The following is a 22,894-nucleotide window of genomic DNA, read 5'->3' as shown; positions in this document are numbered from 1 at the left end:
AGCGTTCGATGCAGCAAACAGGCTTCGCCGCTCATGTCTGGCCCAACATGATCCTGCTTTACGCGGACAACAAGGTAGCGCAGCTCTGCCTGTCCCTACAGGACGAATTCGACGCCGACGTGCCGGTTCTTCTGCTTCTCGTGCTTGCCGACCGACATGGGATGTCTTGCGAGGATGAGGCTTTCGACAGGTTCCTGGCGGACGCGGCAACGTGGCGCGAGCTTGTCGTGCGGCCATTGCGAGCCATTCGGCGCGCCATGAAAGGCCGTTGCGACGCCGGCGCCGAGACCGCCCTGCGTGAAGACATCAAGCGTGTCGAACTGCAGGCTGAACGGCTGCATATCGCTCGCCTGACGGAAGCGTTTCCGGTCAGCTCCGTTGCGGGAAAACGCGAGCCTGATCTGGCTGACCGTTACCTCACCGAGCGCGGTGTCCCCAGCGAACAGCGGCGTGACTGCCTCGCTCTGTTCGACGCGGTCATCACCAGGCTCGTGAAGATCGCCTGCCCGCCCGACCACCAGCATACCAATCTCGATCCAGTAAGAAAGACGACTACATCATGAGCGATTTCGACACAGTGATCCGCGGCACACTCGTCAACGAGGACGGAGTTACCGAAGGCGGTTTTGTTGCCATCAGTGACGGAAAGATCGCCATGCTTGGCGCCGGCACGCCTCCGGCGGCCCGCGAGACGCATGATTTCGGTGATTCTCTGGTACTACCAGGCACCATCGACGGCCAGGTCCATTCGCGTTCGCAGAAGGACCAAGAGGATTTCATCTGGTCTACACGATCTGCCGCCGCTGGTGGCGTCACCACCATCGTCGACATGCCGTATGATGCCGGTGGCAAGCTGATCTGCACGGCTGATCTCCTGAAGGAAAAAGCTGACAGCGCCGCTGAGCAGGCGCGCGTCGATTTCGCGCTCTACGGCACCATTCGTCCCGCCGAAGGGGCGCTACATATTGCCGATATGGCAAAGGCCGGCGCCATCGGCTTTAAGTTTTCCACCTTTGAAACGGATCCAAACCGCTTCCCCCGGATTCCTACGCCACTGCTCCATGCAGCTTTCTCCGAAGTCGCCAAAACCGGGCTTATTGCCGGTGTGCACAACGAAAACGACGAATGCGTGAAGGTCTGGAGCGAGGCCGTCAAGGCGACGGGACGGACCGACTACCGCACCCACGGAGATTCCCGCCCTGCGATCGCCGAGACGCTCGCTATCGCCGAGGTCTACGAGATTGCCGAAGCCACTGGTTGCTCCGCCCATATTGTCCATTGCTCGGTGGGCCGCGGTTACGAGATGGCGCAGGCCTATCGCCAGCAGGGCGTCGACGCGACGATCGAGGCCTGCATTCATTACCTCGTCTGCAGCGAGGAGGAAGATGTCTCGCGGCTGATCGGTCGCGCCAAGTGCAATCCGCCGATCCGCTCGGCCAAGGAGCGCGAGAAGATCTGGGAACATCTGGCCGCCGGTCACGTCACCATCGTTTCCACCGACCATGTCTCCTGGAGCCTCTCGGCCAAATCCTCCGACGTCATGCTGGAAAACTCCTCCGGCATGCCGGGCCTCGAAGTACTGCCGAGCCTGCTGCTCGACGGCCTGACCGACCGCAAGCTGCCGCTGACGCATGCGCCGCGGTTGCTTGCCTCCAACCCGGCTCGCCTGTTCCGCCTCACCGACCAGAAGGGCGGACTGGCAATCGGGCTCGATGCAGATATCGCCGTGTTCGCCGAGCGCCCGCGCCTCTACGATCCGGCGGCCAGCGGCCACAACGTCGTCGGCTGGAGTCCCTATGAAGGCCGTCGCATCCGCCACGCGCCGATCGCAACCTTCCAGCGCGGCGGCATGATCTTCGACGGCACAAACGTCTTGGCAAAGCCTGGCGCCGGCCGTTTCATCCGCCCGAGCGTCAATGCTCTGACACCGGCCGCATGACACTCCAATGACCTCCTTTCACAAGACAGAAAGAGACCGCCTGCAGCAGGACTTCGATGCGCTGGCTGATATCACCGAGCCAGGCATCCCCTGGACCCGGCGGTCGTTCACGCAGATGTTCCTCAAGGGCCGCGATTACCTTGAGAAGCGTTTCGCCGAGGAAGGCCTAACCACCACGCTCGACGCATCCGGCAACCTGATCGGCCGTTGGCAGGGCACGGACCCGACCCTACCGGTGCTGATGACTGGCTCGCACAGCGACACCGTTCCGAGCGGTGGCCGTTTCGACGGCATAGCCGGCATCCTCTGCGGTCTCGCTGCCATTCGGGCGCTGCGCCAGGCAGGATACCGCCCGCGGCATACTATCGAACTGGTCGATTTCCTCGCCGAGGAGCCCAGCGAATGGGGCCTGTCATGCATCGGCAGCCGCGGCATGGCCGGCGCGCTCGGTCCGGAACACCTAGGCATGAAGGGTCCCGGAGGCGAGGAGCTCGGCGATGCGATCCGCCGCGTCGGCGGCGCTCCCGAGCGTATCCGTCAGTGTCAGCGAACGGATATCGGCAGCTTCATCGAAATCCATATCGAGCAGGGGCCTGTTCTCGAGCGGAGTAGGGTGCCGATCGGCGTCGTTACCGCTATCGCCGGCATAGCCCGCTTGCGTATCCGCATCGAAGGTGAGGCAGCCCATGCCGGCACAGCACCGATGACGATGCGCGCCGATGCGGGAATTGCGATGGCGGCCTTGGTCGTCCAACTGCGCGATGCCGCGCGAGCCGCCGAAAGCACAGGCCATTTCACCGCCACGATCGGCATCATCAGGTTCGAACCCGGTGGCGCCAACGTGGTGCCCGGCGCGGCCGAAGCAATCGTCGACATCCGCGCCGAGAACGACCAGGCGATGGACGATTTCCTGGCGCTTGCCGAGAAACTCGCTGAGAATGCGGCATTACAGGAAGGCTGCAGAGTCATCGCCGTCGAGCGATTGAGCCGAACCTTTGCCGTTGCCTGTGATCCGACGCTTCGCAGCGTGATAGAAGCCAGCGCCGACGACCTTGGGCTTGGCACTTTGCCGCTCGCATCCGGCGCCGGTCATGACGCCGCCTTCGTGGCCCGGCTTGCCCCTGCAGCAATGATTTTCGTGCCGTCGAAAGACGGCAAAAGCCATACTCCGGAGGAGTGGACCGACACCGAAGCCATTGCGCTCGCAGCTGACCTCCTCACCCACACGCTTGTGTGGCTGGATACACAGCCCGATGCGCCCTTACACATCCCTAAACCCTCGACAGCGCAACGTCGATTCCCCATCATCTAAAGGACACCGAAAAATGAAAACCATCATCCTCGACGGCGACAGCCTGACAATCGAGCAGGTCGTCACGATCGCCCGCCAAAACGCGCAGGTCGAGATCGCGCCTGCCGCGCGTGCCGAAATCTCCAAGAAACGCGCCTATATCGAAGAAAACTGGCTGACCGAAAACGCGCCGGCGACTTATGGCTTCAACACCGGCGTCGGCAAGCTGAAGGACTACAAGATCAATCAGGCTGATAACGAGCAGTTCCAACTCAACATCGTGCTTTCGCATTGCTCGGGCATCGGCGAGCCGGCTTCGGAGGAAATCGTTCGCGCCATGATGGCGGTGCGCATCAACGCATTCTGCGTGGGCGTTTCGGGCCTTCGCATGGAAGTCGTCGATCGACTGGTGCAGATGCTGAACAAGGGCGTTCATCCGGTCGTGCCTATCCAAGGTTCGGTCGGCGCGTCGGGCGACCTTGCGCCCCTGGCTCATATGGTTTCCGTCCTGATCGGATATGAGGAAGCCGAAGCCTTCTACAAGGGCAAGCGTATGCCTGCGCCTAAGGCGCTCGAACTGGCCGGCATCTCGCCGGTTGCCTTCGAGCTAAAGGCGAAGGACTGCCTCGCGCTGATAAACGGTAACAGCCTCTGCGCCGGTATGGCCTCGCTGACGCTGTTCGACGCCGAGCGGCTGATGAAGACCGCTGATGCGATCGGCGCGCTCAGTCTGGAAGCGATCCGCGGCGAGCAGGCGGCCTTCGACGCCCGCATCCACGAGGTCCGCAAGCAGCCCGGACAGATACTGACTGCCGAGAATATTCGTCGTCTCATCGAGGGATCACGGCGGGCTTCCGAGTCGGCACGCGCTGTCCATCTTGAGGACGATATCCTGCACCCCACCTACCATCCGCGCGTGCAAGACCAGTATTCCTTCCGCTGCCTTCCCCAGGTCCACGGGAGCTGCCGCGACCAGCTCGAGCATGCCAAGACGATCATTACCCGCGAGCTGAACGCGGCCACCGACAACCCGTTGGTCTTCTGGAATGAAACGGGCGCGCTTGAGTTCCTCTCCGGCGGCAACTTCCATTGCGAACCTATCGCTTTTGCGATGGATCTCCTGACCATCGCGCTTGTCGAGATCGGAAACATCTCCGAGCGCCGGCTTTTCGCGCTCTGCGACACCACGCTTAACTACGGCCTGCCGCCGAACCTTGCCGGCAAGCCGATCGGCCTGAACTACGGCTACGGCATCATCTCGACCGCCGCCGCAGCCGTGGCATCAGAGAACAAGACGCTCGCCTTCCCGTCCGTGGCCGACACGATCCCCACCAAGAGCAGCCAAGAGGACCATGTGTCGATGGCGGCTTGGTCATGCCGCAAGTCCCAGCAGGTTCTCGACAACCTGCCCAAGATCGTCGGCGTTGAATGCCTGCTGGCGACTAAGGCGATTTTCCTGACCCGCCAGCCGCTCGGCGGCTTCAAGCTCGGCAAGGGCACTCAGGCCCTTTACGACGCGCTTGCCGCGGTCATACCGCTACAGGACGGCGATGGCTATATGCAGAAGCAGATCAAGCCAGCCTTCGCGATGGTCACCGACGGCAAGGTCCTAGACACGGTCGAAGCGGCGATCGGCGCGCTACGCTGAATGAGCCAAGCCGAAAGGGGCGGCATGCCCCTTTCTCCCACCGGTGAGCCCTGCTTCCATGCGCTCCGCTTGCAAGGACTACGCGAAATCGGAAAATCGGTACTTGAGAGGACCTATGGCAACGCGTATCTTTGCCGGCATGGACAAGATCAGCGTTGAACTGCGGCTACTCGCGAATTTCGTATCGGCTTGCCAGCATTCCAAGGTTTCGGAAGCCGCATTGGCCTTAGGCCTTACGCCTTCGGCGCTCAGCACGGCCCTGCACAATCTGGAGGAACGTTTCGGGCTGCGGCTGTTCGTGCGCCAGGGAACCTTCCTCGGGCTGCTGCCGGCTGCCTTCTGGCTGTTCCGCAACGCCTGCCAGCTCCTTTATCTGGAATCCTACGCGCGTGGCACGCTATCCGTGCCGCATTCCGCGCTCGATCGGCTGGTCGTCTGCTTGGACCTCAGCCCCGCGATCGGCCGCTTTTCAAAGGCGCTGGTGCGTGCGACGCTGGAGTTGACGAAACGGCACCCGGAGACCTTCGTGGAATGGCGCTTCGTCGGCCTTCAGCAAAGTCCTCAGGACGATATCTTCTCGGAAAAATCGAGCGTCGTGTTCGAGGGCACCGGCGAAACCGTCTCGATATCCTATCAGCAGCCCGATGGCACGGCGGGCGAGCCATTTCATCTGGCCAACGATCCCTGGATCATCACCGGCAGCCGGGAGATCAGGCTCTCCCAAGTGGATGCGCCGATCATCGTTATGAGGATGCGGCCGCACCTGCTGCAGGCGATCTCGTCCTATGCGCAACAGCATTCCCTCAATGGCCGGCTTAAGTTTGTCGAGGACGATCCCAGCCAGCTGGGACGTCTGCTCCAGGAGTTTCCGCAAACCCGCTTTCTAATGCCGGCAAGCCTGATCGCCGATCGCATGGGCCTGTCGCGGCTGGATTGGGCACCACTTTCTCCCTTTCTGGTTTCTCCGCTCCACGGCTTCCTCAACCACGCAAAACCAGGAAAGGGGCAGCTGTTCCTAGAACTCCTGAAACAAGAGCTCGACTCGCAAGAGCGCAGCGTCGATTTCGATCCAAGGATGACCATCCGGCAAGCCCAGTATTTCAACCTGAGCCACCGCACCGGTGGCATAGCCGCGGCGGCGCGTGCGGCGCACGGATCGCAATCAGCAATCTCGGCTCAGATCCACAAGCTCGAAACGTCGGTCGGCGGGCGTCTGCTCCAGCGCCGCCAGGAAGGCCAGACGTTGTCGGCCTCCGGCTCCAGACTTCTGCCCTTCACACTGGCGATCGAGGAGCGCTTATCTTGGTTGATAAGGCAGTCTACGGATATCGCGGCCCACACGCAGTCAAGCATCAAGATCGGCACGCTTCCGAGTTCCGGCCACGACAGTGCCCTGACCGACAAGATCGCAAGGGCGATCACCGCCATTCACTGCAACTACCCGACCTGGAAGCTTCAGGTGAGCGAGGGCTCCAACCTGACGCTTCACGAGAAAGTCCGGGCCGGCGAACTCAACCTCGCGATCGTCGGCGCGGCCCAGGCGCAGGCGTCGCGCATATCGCTCGGACGGAGCGAGCCGCTGTCAGTGGTGGCCCATCCCTCCGTTTCGCTTCCGAACCGGCACGAGATGAGCGTTGCAGAGGTATGCGGACTCCCCTTGGTCCTAGGAGCCGAGCAGCTGAGCATCCACCAGATCTTCGCGCAGGCCGCAAAGGCCAGGAAGATCAGTATCACGCCGGTCATCGAGGTGGGCTCGCTCGCGCTTGCCATCGCCATGGTCCGCAGTTCGCGCCTGTGCACCGTCCTTCCCGCCTCCTCCGTGCGCAAGGACGTCGAGGCCGGCCTGTTGGCGACCGTGCCTATAAGAAGAGACGAAGTCCCCGGCGCCCTGTCGATTATCTTCTCGTCAGATCGGGCTCTCTCCGATGCCGAGCGGACGATCATTCAGGAGCTGGTCCGCATCTTCAAAAGCAGCTGATAGTACCCAAAAAATCTCGCTTTCGACGAACGGAAACGGCGTAAGCCGGACGTCAGCTACCCTGTGAAACAGCGGCTGTGCGAGGAACAAGCTTCACGGCATTCAGAAGATCTTGTAAGTCATCTGAACCGTCTCCCTGCGAGCTGGAGATTTTCAATTATTGACGTTACATCGCTTTATCCCCTAGTTGTTTGGTCCCAGCATGTCATGGCTTGGGGTTCGAATGAAGATTTCCGGCTTTTTATCGTTGAGTTGCCCGATGGCTTCGAACAGTGTTCTGAATCTCAGGGCTTTGAGTTGTTTGGCGTACTTGCAGGCGAGTAGCCAGTCCCGGACATGACGCCGCAGGTCAGCGATCGAGGCGTAATGGAAAGACTTCACAGTCGCATCCTTGATCGTTCTGACCATGCGTTCAGCCTGCCGATTGGTCCATGGATGATAAGGCTTGGTCTGACGGTGCTCTATATCGTTTGCTGCGCATATCGCCCCGAAGATGTGATCAACGAACCCACGTTCTGTCCGCCTGTCATATAGACGTCGTCGAGTGGCAACTGAGCCTGAACTCTCAATGAAACAATCGCGGCTTCTTCAAGCGCCGACAAGACCGTACTTCTGCGCTCTTTGGGACCCATCGCGTCATCCTCGACGCCTAGCCGAGATCGCCATTTCCTCACTGTTTTTTCGTTGATGCCGTACCGCCGCGCGAGCGTCGCGGCTGGAGCTTTCGATCGCTGTGACTCTGCTCGAATGGCGTGCGTGGTCTTGGCCCTGCCATGAAGAAATCGGCCCATAGAGTGCCCCTCTGTGATCGCGATAATGATACGCCATCACACCGTGGGACTAAACACGTCGCCCGCGACGAACAGATGGCGCTGCGTAAACGCCATCTGGAGGCCTAGGCTGAAGTACTTTGCAACCTCCTCGCAGATGGCCTCCTGCCGACATGGGCGAACCCGGCGGCGTCGATGATCAATCCTTCCGGATTGCAGAATCCCAGCATGGCCCGACGTCGGGCGAGTTCAGATATGCAAGCAGCGCCGGGACGATGCCTTATGGCGTCGAGAAGAGTGCAAACTTGGTGGTCATTTGATGTCCTTGGTTGTTTCTCAGCTCTAGCGATCATCCTGCCGGTGGTGACGCTCCTTGGGCGTCGCCGCTCGTGAGCCGGTTGGAACGTTGGCCCCGAAAGCCTTCCGTTTAAGTTGCCGGGCACGACGCCGAATTTCTTGCGCCCGGCTCAAATCTTCGAAAACGGAGATCGGGTTATCTCTTCGCCGATGCCCCCTTTGGGTGACATCCGCAAGCGGGAATGCTTCACCCTTGAGGGCGAGGCACACGTACGACCATGCGCCATCATCCGCGCTCAGTGCCGTCTGAAGCCAGGCGAGCCTGAGACGCCGTGTGGCTTCCAGGACGTCTGGTGCTTCGATCTCTGTCTCTTTCGCCTCCAGGGCGGCAATCCCACCAAGACCGTGTCCGACGGCGTGCATCATCAATAGAGCCCCCGCGCCGGGCGCATCATGAAACGCATCCGCATGCCATTCGGGGCCGCGGGTTGTCCATATCACCGCAAACGATCAGGTTACGCGTCGTCAATGTCGAGAAATCAACATCAAAGAACGGAAACCGGGCAGCGTTCTCATCGGTCATGTCCTTGCCGCCGCGCCCCGGCGTTGCCAGGCGACTGCCCGCAGAAATGCGAGGGTCTGAGAAATCCTCGCCATTCAACCGCGCGCCCAGCAGGAACCCGACGGTATGGCCGCCGAGGGAATACCAGACTAAGCCGAGGCGTGAATGATCCATCTGGCCCGCGACGGCTGGAGCCTGCCGCTCGATCTCGGTCAGATGGTGGTGGATCGCCCTCATCTCCTTGACGCGCTCGCACCAGAAGAACGGCGCACCGAGTGCATCCGAGGAAAGGCCGCCGACCCGCGAACTCGCATGCGTTGGCTGGATGACGACGAACCCTCTCTCAGCCTGGAATTGGGCGAGTGGAGCGTAGCCGTCCTTTGAAGGGATATATAGTTAGAGGGGCCGAACCCATGCGACAGCAGCACGACGGGCAGGCTATTGCCGGTTGCGAGCGCGATCAGACGCAGCTCCAGTGGCTGGCGGCCGGGCATCGGCAGTGGGATCGGGGTATAGGCGACAGTGAGAGAGGCCTCAGGTATCGGGATATGTTTTGCGAGATTGATGAGACTGTTCATGGTTCGGATGTTGAATTTCGTGGTTCAGGCGAGCTAGTGGCCCGCCTCACGGAACGAGGTTTGCGCGTCGGCTCCGGCAGGGATCTTCATTGGCGCGTCGATCTCTGTCACAGCCCGCCAGACGGCCTCTGCGACCTCATCCGCCGTCGTAACCTCAGCGGAGGAACGTAACTTCGTCAGGTAATGGTGGACGAAGGCTGCGTACGGCTCCGGGATTTCCATCCCCATCCGGGCGACGGCATTCTTGCCGAACCCAGTCGTGGGCGCCGAACCAGGCAGAACGAGTCTGGCACGGACGCCGAAAAGAGCCGCCTCGATAGCCAGACTCTCGGTGAAGGCATTCAGTGCTGCCTTGCTCGCGCTGTAGATCGAGAGCGCGGGCAGCGGCTTCACCGTGACAGTGGAGCTGACGTTGACGATGACGCCTGAGCGGCGGGCCCGCATATGCGGAAGGACGGCTTTCGTCATCGCCATCGCGCCGAAGACATTCGTCTCGAAAAGCTCGCGGATGTTCGGCATCTCCGAGCCTTCGAGCACATTGAGCATGCCGACGCCGGCATTATTCACCAGAGCATCGATCGCGCCGGCGGCGTCGACCGCCTTTGCGATGCTGTCCACGCTTGTGACATCAAGTGGAAGGATTTCGAGCCTGTCGTTCGATGGAAGAAGGTCGTAGCGCGGCACGCGCATGGTGGCGACCACGTCCCATCCTGCGTTCATGAATTTCTGCGCGATTGAGAGGCCGAAACCGGAAGAGCAGCCGGTAACGAGGATCTTTGGCATGTTCTGTCTCCTAACGATTAGCTCGCGTGAAGATGGACTTGCGGCCTCGGACTTTCTATATGAGAATATCCAAGATTGTTTAGCAGGAGTCCGAATTCATGACCGATCCAGTCGCTGAAGTCGTTTCCATGCTGAAACCAAGTCCGTCGATCTCAAAGATGGTCACGGGCGGGGGGCGGTGGCGGGTTGAACGAGCGGAGCTTGGAAGCCCTTTCTATTGCGCCGTGGTCGAAGGCCGCTGCCTGATGACGATTGCCGGTCGTGAGCCGATGGTACTGACTGCGGGCGACTTCGTCCTGGTCCCGAAGATCTTCTCGTTCACGATGAGCAGCATGGAGCCTCCGCCCCGCAGCACACTTGCCCCGCGCCTGGAGACCAGCCCCGGGGTTTTCCGCCTGGGCGACCCGGAAGCGCCCGCGGAAATCAGGGCACTGGTCGGACATTGTACGTTCGGCTCAGATGACAAGGCTCTTCTCGTGTCCCTGCTGCCGGAAGTTATCCATGTTCACGGTGAAGAGCGGCTGATGGCTCTGGTTCGGATGATAAACGAGGAGACAAGAGCTGACCGTGTCGCCCGCGAGATGGTTCTTCAAAGGCTCCTCGAGGTATTGTTCATCGATGCACTGCGATCGGCAGCAATTGCCAAGGCGCCGCCCGGTCTCCTGCGTGGGATGGCCGATCCACTGCTGGCACCGACCTTGCGCCGCATTCACGCAGATCCGGGTCGGAGCATGACGGTGGAGACACTTGCTCGCGAAGCCGCCATGTCTCGTTCAACCTTCTTCGATCGTTTCCGCAAGGAAGTTGGCGTGGCACCGATGGAGTATGCAACGGCATGGCGCATGGCACTGGCGAAAGAGTTGATCCGCGAGGATGTCGCCACGGCGGAAATTGCCCAACGGGTCGGTTATGGGTCGACAAGTGCCTTCAGCGTTGCATTCAATCGGCACGTGGGAATGCCGCCGGGAGCCTTTTCGCGGGCCATGGCCGCGACATGAGGTATCGCGGTCACGCGACCTCAGCGAAGGTCGCGCCTAATAAGTCCGCCGGCTTCTTGCGAGCGGTGTTCAGCCTGCGGGCGCCTTGAAAAGCGTCACTGCGACAGGCGACGGCGGTGATTGCGCGATTCAAGGAAGTTCAGCCCTACCCGCTGGTGAGCAAATCCGTGCACTAACGTGCTTCGTCAGGCCCGGTCGTAGGTGAAGGACGTCAGAAGTGCGGTCACGAAGTTGCTGGCCTTTTCCTTGACAAGCATCTCGGTCCACTCGTTGGTACCTCGAAGCCTGAGGTCTGTCTGGATGCTGTCGACGGCCGCTTCTTCGATCCGCTTGATGTGGGAAGTGAAGGCCGCTTCGCCAGCACCATGGTACATGTCCCGTATAACCATGCGCAGGATTTCCTGGATCGCTATCTGCCAAGCCGTATTGATTGCCTGCAACTCGTTCGTGTCCTGTGCCATAAGAGGCTCCTAAGGAATGAGTAAGTTTGGCCGCAACTATAATCATGCGTTGATCTTTTCCACGGCACTAGCACCCGAGCGTCTCAACGTTAAGCCGTCGGCTTCGTCGTCAAAGACTCGGGATATCCGGGCGATCTCGCCGGACTTTCGCGCCGCAATCTCGGCCGCGGCGACTGCCTCAATGGCTGCCTGATCTTACGCCGCAAGAATTTCTAGGCGAGTGCACTTTCAGTCATTCCCGTTGCGCAAGACGCGCTTCGCGGGCTTCAACAAGCGAGATGCGCTCTGCCTGTCTGGCGGGTTGAGATGGTTCGCCCGCCGTCTTTGCTGCCCGGTATGCCGTGAGAGGAACTGCTTTGCCGTCTACAGCGGTGGAGCGCCGGTTGGTAAGGTCGTTATTTCTGGCGTATCTCAAGTCTCTATCCTGACTTTTGCATTTGGGATAATCCGCTGGCCTTCGATCGTTTGGCAAGCAGCGCGGCTGTCGCAGAGATCCGGTCCGCTTCCTCCTTTGCGAGGCGCGCTTCGCGCAGCCTGACGGTCTTGGCATCGCGCGCCTGAGCCACGGATTCGAGCTCTTCCGCCGCATTGTTCTTGGCGAAGAACGCTGTCTGAAGACTGCCGAAGGCAGCCTCGGCCTGCTGGCGAGATTTACTATATGTCTTTGTCATTGAATTTCCTCGACGTTGGCTGTGAGGCAAAACGAAAAAGGCCAGGCGAACTGCCTGGCCTCAAACTGATAATTGCTCCCGGCAGTGCCAGTACATCCGTGGTCAAAGGGAAGCAGATATCGATTAAGCGGACTGCAGATTGCAGGCCGACATCTTGCCCGACTTCATGTCGCGCTCGAGTTCGAAGCCGATCTTCTGGCCCTCGACGAGTTCGCGCATACCGGCGCGCTCGACGGCAGAAATATGGACGAAGGCGTCAGCGCCGCCATTGTCAGGCTGAATGAAGCCGAAGCCCTTGGTGGAATTGAACCATTTTACTGTGCCAGTGGTCATGATGAACCCTTTCAAAGCATAGATTGAGAAGCCGCGAAGCAGGCGCCACGCAGACGAAAACCGACTATTTTTGAAAGAGAAGTTCGCTTAAAACGCGGTGCCAATCACGCGTTAGACAAAGCTCGACAAGCAAAAGATCGATGATTGACATATAGGGGACCGCGACCGGGACGTCAACCTATAATTTTCAGAAAAAAGCTTTTGCGCCTTTTAGTTGTGGCCGGATTTGAAGTTGTGGTTTGCCGATGGCATCCTCAAGCCGATCCATCAAGGCCATTCATTTAGAGAGAACCGCGCATGGTTTGCCGAAGGCATTTTCGTTTAAGCTTTGCGGCCATATCCTAGAACAATGCCGTAGGCGAATCACCGCGACAACGCGTTGGTGAGGTGTTTCCACTGCTTCTAAATTCGGCTCCAAACTCCACCGCTCTTTAAAATGAATCGAACGCTCGGCCTAGTCGTTTGATTTGACCTAACACGCTGAAATTACTAAGCGACGTGCGGCGGCTTGTCATCTGCGCAACAGCTGATATGGGGCTATCTGCGGACGGTCGGGTTCCCGTTTGGAGGGTTTTGTGAGGAGATATTCGATCAGGCGTTGGCTTGTACAAACAACCCCGCTGCCTTCCAGTCGGGAGCCATCGTGTTGCCTGCGCGTGTGCGGGCCATTCCGGCGGAGCACCGCGACGGCTTCGAAGAACTTGATGACTGTCCGTTTCTTAAGATTTCGACACCGCTGCCATGGAAGCGAACGCAGTCGGCGCCGACCGCAACGCTCACCGGCCAGGTTCGGCACGCCGGACATCCCGTCGATCCCGGCTTGGCCGCGGCAGGCCGGGCATTGTCCGACCATCTTCTTGCCGGCTGCCGTATCGCCTGCGATGGGGAGGGCACGCTCTCCATCGCAATTGACAGCACGCAGCGACCGGGTCCCGCTATCGTTCGCGTGCTGAGGCGTGAACTTTCACGCGCTCGCCAGTTCAACCGGTCGACATCAGCTTGGTCATGTTGTGCGGATCGATCACGAATTTCTTGGGAGATCCGTCATTGAAGATTTGATAGGCTTCGACCGCCCGTTCCAGCGATATCACTTCGGTGTTTATGAGTGGCGTCAGGTAGGGCATCCTGTCCCACAGGATGGCCTTCATCAGATCTTGGTTGTAGTGCATGACCGGACATTGACCGGCTGTGAATGTCGGCGATTTTACCCAGGCTGAGGGAAGGCCAAGGGCCATGTAGCCTTTCTTGTTGAGTTCGGTAGGAGCACCGGGATCCATGCTGGTGTAGACACCGGGGATGCCCATGGCGCCGGCAGGCTTGGTCACTTCCAACAACGTGTTGATGACGGCTTCCTCAACGTTTTTGGAGCTGCCGTCGGGCCCGTAACCGTGGCACTCGAGGCCAACACAATCAACAGACGCGTCGACCCAGCGGGAGCCCGTGCCGAGAATTTTCTCAATCTGATCGGCAACTGGGGTGGTGCTTGACGGATCCACGACCTCGTAGCCGGCTTTTTTCACCAGATCGCGCCTGGCCGCGTTATGGTCGCCGACGATGATGCAAGACGCCCCAAGAAGCTGCGCGCTCGCAGCCGCACAGCGACCGACCGGCCCGGCGCCTGCAATGTACACGGTGGAACCCGTTCCAACCCGCGCCACGACACAGCCATGATACCCGGTGGGCAAAATATCGGAGAGCAGCGTGAGGTCCCGGATCTTTTCGATTGCCTGGTCCTTGTCGGGAAATTTCAGCAACTGGAAGTCCGCCCACGGTACCAGCATATATTCGGCTTGCCCGCCCTGCCAACCGCCGAGATTGAAGCCGTAAGCGCCGCAAAAGCCGAGTTCCTCATTCGCATTGAGGCATACTTCCGTATGGCGTTCCCTGCAGTTCTGGCATGTGCCGCAAGACACGTTGAAGGGCACGGAGCAGACATCGCCGACCTTGATGCGCTCAACATGTGAGCCCACCTCGACCACCTCGCCGGTGTTCTCATGACCCATCATCATCCCTTTCGGGGCCGCGAAGCGGCCGTTATAGATATGTAGGTCGCTGCCGCAGATATTTGTCGTGATGATCTTGAGGATGACTGCGTGCTCGATCTTCCTACCCTGCGGGTCCTCAAGCTTCGGGTACTCTGTGTCCTGGAGTTCCATCTTGTGGGGTTCTAAGAAAGTGATCGCACGATTTCTTACTGACATAGCTAATCTCCCTGGGAGCGATGAGGTTTTGCCGCTGAAACATTCGATGCCCTGCGGTGAAGCAGAATAAGCGAAGAAGACATCGGCAAGCCTTGATAGTCGTCAGTATTGCTTCCACCTCTAAAGTTTGCTGACGGTTAGGAACTGCCATTCGATCGTTGGCTTGGCCCGAAGAGCTGAGAGCGGGATCGGCCCGTCCCTCGTTGCCAGAGACCTCGGGCTTGACCGTCAAATCATTGGCAGCCCGCGGCGTCGCGAACCACGCAAGGCGGCATCAATCCGCGCGATCTCGGCCTGCGAGAATTGCATTTCGGACGCGACGGCATTCTCTTCGACATGCTCGACGCTGGACGTTTTGGGGATGGCGCAGACCCAACGCCAGTGCGTCAGCAATCTCCCCCGCTTCCCGATGCTGGTCCGCTCACTGCGCCTGGCATTATGCGGCATGGCGTTGCCCGCGGGCACTGCGGAACAGCTTGATCGTTTCCCGGTTGAATGCCGCAAGATCATCGGGACTGCGGCTCGGGACCAACCCCTTGTCCACGACCGCTTCCTGGTCCACCCAGTCTGCGCCGGCGTTCTTGATGTCGGTTTTGAGCGAGGGCCATGAAGTCATGCGTCGGCCGCGCGCCGCGCCGGTTTCGATCACGGTCCAGGGACCATGGCAGATGGCTGCAACCGGCTTTCCGGCATCGAAGAACGCTTTCGCGAAGGCAACCGCATTTGGCTGAGTGCGAAGCGAATCCGGATTGATAACACCGCCCGGCAGCAGCAGAGCGTCGAAATCTTCCGGCTTGGCCTGATCGAGTTCCACATCGACCGGCAACTCTATGCTCCAGTCCGTGAAACTCCACGCCCGTACGTTTTGACGTCTGGGCGATACTATCTTGGTCGTGGCGCCGGCTTCGTCCAGAGCTTTGCGTGGTCCGGTGAGTTCGACCTCCTCGAATCCGTCAGTGACCAGGATGGCCACATTGAGTCCTTTGAGAGTGTCTTCTGCCATGATCGAGTTCCTTTCTATCGTTGTGTTGGGTGAGCGACCTCTTCCGTGTGCAGTGGGAGCCGTTTTGCCGGCGCAGGGGAACAAGCTCCCGCGTTCTAGAGCACGCTTTGAGGGCTCACCTCAACGCTCGTCTATGCAAGCCTTGGGTTGTTTGCCGGGCTCCTGCGCCAGACTGATAGTCTGTGTACCTGCCTTTTCCCCTCTTCAGAGGGAGGAATCGCCAGGTCTCCTGGACTCTCATCGCGGAACTTTAGGAGCACAGCGATCCGCCTCAACTGACGCCCGTCAGTGCGGCTTACGATTAACCGCCGAGACCGACGACGGCGCTTGGCCAACAATCTTTAATCCCATGCAGGTAAAATCGGCGAGTATCCGGTCGCACCCGATAGCTGACGTCCTTCAATGACGGACCGGCGTTGGCTTGTTAAAAGGCCACGTAGATTGTTGGCCAATAAGGCTACCAGCCGGTTGCAACCGCGCCCTGTCATCGAGTCCCAGAGAGGATTGGGGTCCACGCTGGTTCGTATCAAGGCAATGATCCAGTTCGTTAGCGAAGTCGAGGAGTCGGTTGACATTCGCCGTACCCGCAGACCGGAGAGCGACGTATCGGCGACGAGGCCCAGGCATTCTCTGGTGCAATCATCGACGATCGTGAGGACGCGGAACGTGCGGCCATCGGTGAGCTGATCCGACACGAAGTCCAGCGATCATTGGGCACCATGGGGACCAGCATCGGCGCTCGCGTGCAAATCGCTCGCTTGCGGCCGCCGCGCTTGCGCACAGTCAGCTTCCCCTCCCGATACGGCCGGAGGAGCTTCTTGTGTTTCACACGGTGTCCTTCGCGTCTGAGCAGCACGTGGATACGCCGATAACCGAAGCGACAGCGTTCATGCGCCAATGCTTTCATCCGCGCCCGAAGACTATCATCGCCGCTACGCCTGGTTTCGTAACGGACCGTCATTCGGCAAAGGCCGCTGGCTTTACACGCCCGCCCTTCACTCATCTGATGGGAGTGCATCGGATACGCCCCAGCGTTCCGCTTTGCTGCGGGCGTCACCACTTCTTTCCCAATTGGACTTTTTTTTAAGCAGCATTGTCGAGCATGGCATCCTCCAGAAGCCGCTTCAGCTTCGCGTTCTCGTCCTCAAGCGTCTTCAGCCGCTTGGCCTCGGACACCTCCATACCATCGAATTTCGCTTTCCATTTATAGATGCTGGCATCGCTGACGCCGTGCTTGCGGCAAAGCTCCAAGACGGGCGTGCCCGCCTCATGCTTCTTCAATATCCCGATAATCTGTTCGTCCGTGAAACGCTTGCGCTTCATTCTCTGGTCGCCTCAATCGGCCAGAACTTATTTCAAAATGGATTATTTCAACGGGGCAAGGTCGTCATTGGCAAGCCGCCGGGGCACCAGCTGGCATCACTCGGGGTCCACGGCCGGATCGCCTCGATCCTGGCTGCGATGCAAGCGGCAACGATCCTGGAGAAACAGTTCGACGGCTCATCAATCTTACGGAGAACCATCATGTCGAAGCTCGAAGTCCTGACCCCCGCCAACAGCCAGCTCATCTTCATCGACCAGCAGCCGCAGATGGCGTTTGGCGTACAATCGATCGACCGGCAGACGCTGAAGAACAACGTCGTCGGTCTTGCCAAGGCTGCGAAGATCTTCAACATCCCGACCACCATTACCACGGTCGAGACGGAAAGCTTCTCCGGCAACACCTTCCCCGAACTTCTGGCTGTCTACCCGGAGAACGACATTCTCGAGCGCACCTCGATGAACTCCTGGGACGACCAGAACGTCCGCGATGCGCTGGCAAAAAATGCCGCCAATGGCCGCAAGAAGATCGTCGTCTCCGGTCTTTGGACGGAAGTGTGCAACACCACGTTTGCCCTGTCTGCGCTGCATGATGTCGCCGACTACGAAATCTACATGGTGGCGGATGCTTCCGGCGGCACGTCGCTGGATGCGCACAAATACGCGATGGACCGCATGGTTCAGGCCGGTGTCATTCCGGTGACATGGCAGCAGGTTCTGCTCGAGTGGCAGCGTGACTGGGCCCGCAAGGAAACCTACGATGCGGTGACGTCGCTGGTGAAGGAACATTCCGGCGCTTACGGCATGGGCATCGATTATGCCGTCACCCACGTCCACGGCGGCGCTGAGCGCGTCAAGCACGGCAAGCGCATCGGACCAAACCCCGCGAAGTAACCGGCAGATGTCGCCGCTCCGAACAGAAACGTCTTCGGAGCGGTCGTCTCAACACTCAAGGATCACCATCATGAAACTCTATCTCATGTCTCTGGGTGCTGGCTTGCTGGTCGGCATTGTCTACAGCCTGCTGAACGTGCGTTCCCCGGCTCCGCCAATCATCGCTCTCATTGGTCTGCTTGGCATTCTGGTCGGAGAACAGATCGTTCCCTTTGCCAAAACGCTGTGGAGCAAGGAACCCGCTGCAATCTCCTGGATCAACCAGATCAAGCCTCACATGTTCGGCCACATGCCGAAGGGAGAAGCTCGCACTGACGTTGCGGTAGCTCGCCAGAACCCGGCGAAATCTGATAGCTAATTCCCCAAGGGGAGATTCGCTTTGATACGTGCGGTGGCAACAGATCGCCACCGTAAAACATCCGTTTTATTCCGAAACAGCAGCCTGGAGCCGACATATGTTCGCCGACCTCGTTCTCCACCATGGTCTTTTCACCACGCTCGATCGCGCCAATCCGACGGCAAGTGCCGTTGCCATCAAGGACGGGAAGTTTCTGGCCGTTGGCAGTGACGAAGATGTCATGACGCATGCCGGGCCAGATACCAGGATCATCGATCTGAAGGGAAAGCGCGTCCTGCCCGGCCTGATCGACAACCATACGCACGTGGTTCGCGGCGGGTTGAACTTCAATATGGAACTGCGCTGGGATGGCGTTCGCTCGCTTGCTGATGCGATGGACATGCTGAAACGCCAGGTGGCGATTACACCAGCGCCGCAATGGGTCCGCGTCGTTGGCGGCTTTACCGAGCATCAGTTCGTCGAAAAGCGTCTGCCGACCATCGAGGAGATCAATGCAATAGCGCCGGATACCCCGGTCTTCCTGTTGCATCTTTATGATCGAGCACTTCTGAACGGCGCTGCGTTGCGCGCTGTCGGCTACACCCGCGATACGCCGAACCCGCCGGGCGGCGAGATTACCCGTGATGCCCACGGCAATCCGACCGGCATGCTGCTCGCCAAGCCGAATGCGGGCATTCTTTACTCCACGCTTGCGAAGGGACCGAAGCTGCCCTTTGACTATCAGGTCAATTCCACCCGCCATTTCATGCGCGAACTGAACCGGCTTGGGGTGACCGGCGTCATTGATGCTGGCGGTGGTTTCCAGAACTATCCGGATGACTACGAGGTCATTCAGAAACTATCGGACGAGAACCAGCTGACGGTTCGTCTTGCCTACAACCTGTTCACCCAGAAGCCGAAGCAGGAAAAGGAAGATTTCCTCAACTGGACGGCTAATGTCAAATACAAGCAGGGCAACGACTATTTCCGGCACAATGGCGCTGGCGAGATGTTGGTGTTTTCGGCCGCCGACTTCGAGGATTTCCGTCAGCCGCGCCCGGAAATGGGGCCGGAAATGGAAGGCGAGCTGGAAGAGGTGGTGCGCGTTCTAGCCGAGAACCGCTGGCCCTGGCGGATGCACGCCACCTATGACGAAACCATCTCGCGCTCGCTCGACGTTTTCGAAAAGGTCAACCGGGACATTCCGCTGGAAGGTCTCAACTGGTTCTTCGATCACGCGGAAACCATCTCTGAGCGCTCCATCGACCGCATTGCCGCGCTTGGCGGCGGTATCGCGACCCAGCACCGGATGGCGTATCAGGGCGAATATTTCGTCGAGCAGTATGGTCACGGTGTCGCTGAAGCCACACCACCGATCCGCCGCATGCTCGACAAGGGCGTCAATGTTTCGGCCGGTACGGATGCGACCCGTGTTGCCTCCTACAATCCTTGGGTCTCGCTGTTCTGGATGGTGACCGGCAAGACGGTCGGTGGCATGCAGCTTTACCCGCGTGCCAATTGCCTCGACCGCGAAACGGCGCTGCGCATGTGGACAGAGAAGGTCACATGGTTCTCCAATGAAGAAGGCAAGAAGGGCCGCATCGAAAAGGGCCAGTTCGCGGATCTCGTCGTGCCGGACAAGGACTACTTTGCCTGCGCAGAGGACGAAATTTCCTTCCTGACCTCCGATCTGACCATGGTTGGCGGCAAGATCGTCTACGGTGCCGGTGACTTCAAAGCGCTTGATGAGAGCAACGTTCCTCCGGCCATGCCGGACTGGTCGCCTGTCCGCAGGTTTGGTGGTTATGCTGCCTGGGGTGAGCCGGAAGGTGCCGGTGCCCGCTCGTTGCGCCGCACCGCCATCACCTCCTGCGGCTGCGCCAGCGATTGCGGCGTTCACGGACATGACCATGCGGGCGCATGGACCTCGAAGCTGCCGATTTCCGATCTCAAGGGTTTCTTTGGCGCCTTGGGCTGCTCTTGCTGGGCTGTCTAGGCCAGCCTTGGATTGCCTGTAAACGAAATACCCGGGCAACGATTGGCCGTTGCCCGGTTCTCACGTCAGTTAGGAACCGGCGGTTAATCAGCAATAATTATTGCAAAAATAAGCAATTAAATCTGAATAATTGATGCAATTGTTGTCGTGAATGTTTCCGGCGAATATCGCTCCATCAGATGAACAGCAGCCGCTCGAACGGACCGGCCCAGATCGCAGGAGCAGACAATGACCGACCCATCTCCACCAGTTCTCAGCCGCGTGCTTGTCGCGGACATCGTCACGGCACCCACAACAAAGACCCTAGCACTTCTGGCGCTCTGCGCCGCCTATATTCAGGGCCCCCTCACCAAGATTTTCGACTTTCCCGGTGCAATCGCCGAAATGAACCATTTCGGTCTTCAGCCGGCGGCGGTCTTCGCTGTCGTCGTCATCGCCTTTGAGCTTGCAGCCTCCGCCATGGTGGTTTTCGGCTTCCTGCGCTGGCTAGGTGCCTTGGCGCTCGCGGGTTTCACCCTGCTTGCCACGCTTGTCGCACTTCGCTTCTGGGAGCTCGCGCCTGGCATGGAACGCATGATGGCGACAAACGCGTTCTTTGAGCACCTCGGCCTTGCCGGTGCCTTCGTCATCGTCGCATCTATCGACCTCGCAAAAGGAGCAGGCAAATGAGTGCCGCAAAATCCTCCGTGAGCAGTTTTGCTCCCCTCGCTCAGCCCGTTTTCGCAGTCCTCTGGGCGGCGACAGTGCTTGGCAACACTGGCAGCTTCATGCGCGACGTCGCCAGTTCCTGGCTGATGACGGATCTCTCAGCCTCGCCCGCGGCCGTTGCCATGGTGCAGGCCGCTGGCACCCTGCCGATTTTTCTTCTGGCCATTCCCGCCGGCGTGCTGACGGACATCCTTGATCGACGCAAGTTCCTGATTGCCGTTCAGTTGCTGCTTGCCTCGGTCAGCATCTCCCTGATGGTTCTGGCACACACGGGAATGTTGTCGGTCAGCGCGCTGATCGGTCTGACATTCCTCGGCGGCATCGGCGCCGCCCTGATGGGGCCAACCTGGCAGGCAATCGTGCCGGAGCTGGTCAAGCGTGAGGATGTGAAGAGTGCAGTGGCCCTCAACTCGCTGGGCATAAATATCGCCCGCTCCATCGGTCCGGCGGCTGGTGGCCTGCTGCTGGCGGCGTTTGGCGCCGCCTTCACCTATGGTGCCGATGTCGCAAGTTACTTCGTCGTCATCGCGGCGCTCATTTGGTGGCCCCGCGCCAAGAATGCGAACGACGCGTTGCAGGAAAACTTCTTCGGTGCCTTCCGCGCCGGTCTTCGTTACACCCGTGCCAGCAAGCCGCTGCATGTCGTCCTGCTACGGGCTGCCATCTTCTTCGCTTTCGCAAGTGCCGTCTGGGCGCTTTTGCCGCTGGTCGCCCGTCAGTTGCTCGGTGGAGACGCCAGCTTCTATGGCATTCTGCTCGGTGCGGTCGGTGCCGGTGCCATCGGTGGCGCGCTGGTGATGCCGAAACTGCGTGAACGTTTCGATGCCGATGGATTGCTTCTGGGGGCGGCTGTCATCACCGCCCTTGTCATGGGAACCCTGTCGCTTGCTCCGCCGAAGTGGGTTGCGATCCTCGTCCTGCTGCTTCTCGGTGCTGCGTGGATCACCGCGCTCACCACACTCAATGGTACGGCGCAGGCCGTGTTGCCGAACTGGGTGCGTGGCCGTGGTCTTGCCGTTTACCTGACTGTTTTCAACGGAGCGATGACGGCAGGCAGCCTCGGTTGGGGTGCGGTCGGTGAAGCTGTCGGCGTGCCTTCCACGCTTCTTATCGGCGCTGCCGGACTGCTGGTTGCCGGTGTCATCATGCACCGTGTGAAACTGCCGACGGGTGATGCGGATATGGTGCCGTCCAACCATTGGCCGGAACCCCTTGTCGCAGAACCCGTTGCCCATGACCGTGGTCCTGTCCTGATCCTGATAGAATACAATGTTGAAAAGCATCACCGTACTGCCTTCCTGCATGCCCTTGACGACCTGTCGCAGGAGCGTCGCCGGGACGGAGCTTATGGCTGGGGTGTAACGGAAGACTCGGCTGATCCGCAGAAAATGGTGGAATGGTTCATGGTGGAATCCTGGGCTGAGCATCTGAGACAACACAAGCGTGTCTCCAATGCTGACGCCGACCTGCAAGGCAAGGTTCTCGCCTACCACACAGGCTCTGAAAAGCCCGTTGTCCGTCACTTCCTGACGATCAACCGGCCCGGCAAGGCATGATGATGAAGCGGGGAGCGGAGATGTATCGCTCTCCGCTTCAATTATTTCATAAATCACAATTCAATCGCAAATATTGTTGCAATTGTTGGCAGCGTTGTTTCCCGCCAATATCTCCTCATCAGACAAACACCGGCGCCGCTTCGAACCGGAGCGGCGGACATGGAGAGGCACGACATGAACAACGATCTCTTGAAGCTGACCCGCCGCGCCGCCCTGCTGTCGGCAGGCGCCATCGCAGCCGCAGCCGCATTTCCCACCCGCCCGATCATGGCGGCAACCACCCCAGCGACCATCAACCCGACACACGGAGACAAGACCATGAGCACTGTAACCACCAAAGAGGGCGTCGAGATTTTCTACAAGGACTGGGGCCCGAAGGATGCCCAGCCGATCATGTTCCATCACGGCTGGCCGCTGTCGTCGGACGACTGGGACGCACAGATGCTGTTCCTCCTGTCGCAGGGTTTTCGCGTGATCGCCCATGACCGGCGTGGCCATGGCCGCTCCGCTCAGGTGGCCGACGGTCACGACATGGATCATTACGCCGCCGACGCCTTTGCCGTTGTCGAG

20 protein-coding genes and 3 pseudogenes are annotated in these 22,894 nt (G+C 59.6%); 12 read left to right on the top strand and 11 right to left on the bottom strand.

The window, feature by feature from the left end; genetic code table 11:
• Positions 1 to 8 precede the first annotated feature (8 nt).
• The 5 genes from N7578_RS01995 (at position 9) to N7578_RS01975 (ending at position 6,856) form a co-directional block, all read left to right on the top strand.
• Positions 9 to 563, top strand: a complete 555-nt coding sequence (locus N7578_RS01995) for a TIGR02444 family protein (RefSeq protein WP_311108639.1) — start codon at positions 9 to 11, stop codon at positions 561 to 563.
• Entirely contained in the window at positions 560 to 1,939 is a 1,380-nt protein-coding gene (locus N7578_RS01990) for an amidohydrolase family protein (protein WP_311108638.1), read from the top strand. Before N7578_RS01995 ends, N7578_RS01990 begins: the two co-directional genes overlap by 4 nt.
• Positions 1,940 to 1,946: 7 nt before the next feature.
• On the top strand, positions 1,947 to 3,251 hold the full coding sequence (locus tag N7578_RS01985) for a Zn-dependent hydrolase (RefSeq protein ID WP_311108637.1): 1,305 nt from the start codon (positions 1,947 to 1,949) through the stop codon (positions 3,249 to 3,251).
• A 13-nt stretch (positions 3,252 to 3,264) separates the two neighbouring features.
• The gene (gene hutH, locus N7578_RS01980; protein ID WP_311108636.1) at positions 3,265 to 4,878 is read left to right on the top strand and encodes a histidine ammonia-lyase; all 1,614 of its coding nucleotides are present in this window, start codon (positions 3,265 to 3,267) and stop codon (positions 4,876 to 4,878) included.
• Positions 4,879 to 4,993: 115 nt separating this feature from the next.
• The gene (locus tag N7578_RS01975; protein ID WP_311108635.1) at positions 4,994 to 6,856 is read left to right on the top strand and encodes a LysR family transcriptional regulator; all 1,863 of its coding nucleotides are present in this window, start codon (positions 4,994 to 4,996) and stop codon (positions 6,854 to 6,856) included.
• A gap of 183 nt (positions 6,857 to 7,039) precedes the next feature.
• Here N7578_RS01975 and N7578_RS01970 read toward each other — a convergent pair.
• From N7578_RS01970 to N7578_RS01960, 3 genes and pseudogenes are all read right to left on the bottom strand, one after another.
• Positions 7,040 to 7,647 (bottom strand): annotated as a pseudogene (locus N7578_RS01970) (integrase core domain-containing protein).
• 492 nt (positions 7,648 to 8,139) lie between these two features.
• Positions 8,140 to 9,063 (bottom strand): annotated as a pseudogene (locus tag N7578_RS01965) (alpha/beta hydrolase family protein); the annotation flags it as partial.
• Between the two features lie 33 nt (positions 9,064 to 9,096).
• Positions 9,097 to 9,846, bottom strand: a complete 750-nt coding sequence (locus N7578_RS01960; protein WP_311108634.1) for an SDR family oxidoreductase — start codon at positions 9,844 to 9,846, stop codon at positions 9,097 to 9,099.
• Between the two features lie 98 nt (positions 9,847 to 9,944).
• Here N7578_RS01960 and N7578_RS01955 point away from each other — a divergent pair, with 98 nt between their 5' ends.
• Positions 9,945 to 10,844, top strand: coding sequence for an AraC family transcriptional regulator (locus N7578_RS01955; RefSeq protein WP_311108633.1), 900 nt, complete (start codon positions 9,945 to 9,947; stop codon positions 10,842 to 10,844).
• 185 nt (positions 10,845 to 11,029) lie between these two features.
• Here the strand turns inward: N7578_RS01955 and N7578_RS01950 are convergent, their stop codons facing one another.
• The 8 genes and pseudogenes from N7578_RS01950 to N7578_RS01915 form a co-directional block, all read right to left on the bottom strand.
• Complete coding sequence (locus tag N7578_RS01950; RefSeq protein WP_311108632.1) at positions 11,030 to 11,305, bottom strand: hypothetical protein; 276 nt, start codon at positions 11,303 to 11,305, stop codon at positions 11,030 to 11,032.
• Positions 11,306 to 11,537: 232 nt separating this feature from the next.
• The gene (locus N7578_RS01945) at positions 11,538 to 11,720 is read right to left on the bottom strand and encodes a hypothetical protein (RefSeq protein WP_311108631.1); all 183 of its coding nucleotides are present in this window, start codon (positions 11,718 to 11,720) and stop codon (positions 11,538 to 11,540) included.
• Positions 11,721 to 11,724: 4 nt separating this feature from the next.
• Entirely contained in the window at positions 11,725 to 11,976 is a 252-nt protein-coding gene (locus N7578_RS01940) for a hypothetical protein (RefSeq protein ID WP_311108630.1), read from the bottom strand.
• Positions 11,977 to 12,099: 123 nt separating this feature from the next.
• Positions 12,100 to 12,309, bottom strand: a complete 210-nt coding sequence (locus tag N7578_RS01935; RefSeq protein ID WP_018902430.1) for a cold-shock protein — start codon at positions 12,307 to 12,309, stop codon at positions 12,100 to 12,102.
• Between the two features lie 980 nt (positions 12,310 to 13,289).
• On the bottom strand, positions 13,290 to 14,510 hold the full coding sequence (locus tag N7578_RS01930) for a glutathione-independent formaldehyde dehydrogenase (protein WP_311108629.1): 1,221 nt from the start codon (positions 14,508 to 14,510) through the stop codon (positions 13,290 to 13,292).
• Between the two features lie 228 nt (positions 14,511 to 14,738).
• Positions 14,739 to 14,903: a hypothetical protein gene (locus N7578_RS01925; RefSeq protein WP_311108628.1), complete on the bottom strand. Its 165-nt coding sequence runs from the start codon at positions 14,901 to 14,903 to the stop codon at positions 14,739 to 14,741.
• Between the two features lie 43 nt (positions 14,904 to 14,946).
• The gene (locus tag N7578_RS01920; RefSeq protein ID WP_311108627.1) at positions 14,947 to 15,513 is read right to left on the bottom strand and encodes a type 1 glutamine amidotransferase domain-containing protein; all 567 of its coding nucleotides are present in this window, start codon (positions 15,511 to 15,513) and stop codon (positions 14,947 to 14,949) included.
• Positions 15,514 to 16,088: 575 nt separating this feature from the next.
• A pseudogene (locus N7578_RS01915) lies at positions 16,089 to 16,836 on the bottom strand (transposase); the annotation flags it as partial.
• Positions 16,837 to 17,037: 201 nt separating this feature from the next.
• Between N7578_RS01915 and N7578_RS01910 the strand changes: the two are divergent.
• The 6 genes from N7578_RS01910 to N7578_RS01885 all read left to right on the top strand — a co-directional run.
• Positions 17,038 to 17,727, top strand: coding sequence for a hydrolase (locus N7578_RS01910; protein WP_311108626.1), 690 nt, complete (start codon positions 17,038 to 17,040; stop codon positions 17,725 to 17,727).
• A gap of 70 nt (positions 17,728 to 17,797) precedes the next feature.
• Positions 17,798 to 18,085: a XapX domain-containing protein gene (locus N7578_RS01905; RefSeq protein WP_311108625.1), complete on the top strand. Its 288-nt coding sequence runs from the start codon at positions 17,798 to 17,800 to the stop codon at positions 18,083 to 18,085.
• A 97-nt stretch (positions 18,086 to 18,182) separates the two neighbouring features.
• Positions 18,183 to 20,060, top strand: coding sequence for an amidohydrolase (locus N7578_RS01900; protein ID WP_311108624.1), 1,878 nt, complete (start codon positions 18,183 to 18,185; stop codon positions 20,058 to 20,060).
• 228 nt (positions 20,061 to 20,288) lie between these two features.
• Positions 20,289 to 20,729 (top strand): DoxX family protein, encoded by a 441-nt coding sequence (locus tag N7578_RS01895; protein ID WP_311108623.1) that lies wholly within the window; start codon positions 20,289 to 20,291, stop codon positions 20,727 to 20,729.
• On the top strand, positions 20,726 to 22,324 hold the full coding sequence (locus tag N7578_RS01890; RefSeq protein WP_311108622.1) for an MFS transporter: 1,599 nt from the start codon (positions 20,726 to 20,728) through the stop codon (positions 22,322 to 22,324). Before N7578_RS01895 ends, N7578_RS01890 begins: the two co-directional genes overlap by 4 nt.
• A 174-nt stretch (positions 22,325 to 22,498) precedes the next feature.
• Positions 22,499 to 22,894, top strand: a 396-nt coding sequence (locus tag N7578_RS01885; RefSeq protein ID WP_311108621.1) for an alpha/beta hydrolase, incomplete at its 3' end; no start/stop codon positions are given.

It is taken from the genome of Agrobacterium tumefaciens (assembly GCF_031801495.1).
In the GTDB taxonomy this organism is placed as follows: Bacteria; Pseudomonadota; Alphaproteobacteria; order Rhizobiales; family Rhizobiaceae; genus Agrobacterium; species Agrobacterium tumefaciens_K.
The sequence above is the reverse complement of the archived record's forward strand: the minus strand, read 5'-3'. Positions and strand labels throughout refer to the sequence as shown.

Bases quoted from the DNA above. Each gene is read 5' to 3' on its own strand.
- N7578_RS01995 (WP_311108639.1), top strand. From the start codon at position 9: ATGCAGCAAACAGGCTTCGCCGCTCATGTCTGGCCCAACATGATCCTG.
- N7578_RS01990 (WP_311108638.1), top strand. From the start codon at position 560: ATGAGCGATTTCGACACAGTGATCCGCGGCACACTCGTCAACGAGGAC.
- N7578_RS01985 (WP_311108637.1), top strand. From the start codon at position 1,947: ATGACCTCCTTTCACAAGACAGAAAGAGACCGCCTGCAGCAGGACTTC.
- hutH (WP_311108636.1), top strand. From the start codon at position 3,265: ATGAAAACCATCATCCTCGACGGCGACAGCCTGACAATCGAGCAGGTC.
- N7578_RS01975 (WP_311108635.1), top strand. From the start codon at position 4,994: ATGGCAACGCGTATCTTTGCCGGCATGGACAAGATCAGCGTTGAACTG.
- N7578_RS01960 (WP_311108634.1), bottom strand. From the start codon at position 9,846: ATGCCAAAGATCCTCGTTACCGGCTGCTCTTCCGGTTTCGGCCTCTCA.
- N7578_RS01955 (WP_311108633.1), top strand. From the start codon at position 9,945: ATGACCGATCCAGTCGCTGAAGTCGTTTCCATGCTGAAACCAAGTCCG.
- N7578_RS01950 (WP_311108632.1), bottom strand. From the start codon at position 11,305: ATGGCACAGGACACGAACGAGTTGCAGGCAATCAATACGGCTTGGCAG.
- N7578_RS01940 (WP_311108630.1), bottom strand. From the start codon at position 11,976: ATGACAAAGACATATAGTAAATCTCGCCAGCAGGCCGAGGCTGCCTTC.
- N7578_RS01935 (WP_018902430.1), bottom strand. From the start codon at position 12,309: ATGACCACTGGCACAGTAAAATGGTTCAATTCCACCAAGGGCTTCGGC.
- N7578_RS01930 (WP_311108629.1), bottom strand. From the start codon at position 14,510: ATGTCAGTAAGAAATCGTGCGATCACTTTCTTAGAACCCCACAAGATG.
- N7578_RS01920 (WP_311108627.1), bottom strand. From the start codon at position 15,513: ATGGCAGAAGACACTCTCAAAGGACTCAATGTGGCCATCCTGGTCACT.
- N7578_RS01910 (WP_311108626.1), top strand. From the start codon at position 17,038: ATGTCGAAGCTCGAAGTCCTGACCCCCGCCAACAGCCAGCTCATCTTC.
- N7578_RS01905 (WP_311108625.1), top strand. From the start codon at position 17,798: ATGAAACTCTATCTCATGTCTCTGGGTGCTGGCTTGCTGGTCGGCATT.
- N7578_RS01900 (WP_311108624.1), top strand. From the start codon at position 18,183: ATGTTCGCCGACCTCGTTCTCCACCATGGTCTTTTCACCACGCTCGAT.
- N7578_RS01895 (WP_311108623.1), top strand. From the start codon at position 20,289: ATGACCGACCCATCTCCACCAGTTCTCAGCCGCGTGCTTGTCGCGGAC.
- N7578_RS01890 (WP_311108622.1), top strand. From the start codon at position 20,726: ATGAGTGCCGCAAAATCCTCCGTGAGCAGTTTTGCTCCCCTCGCTCAG.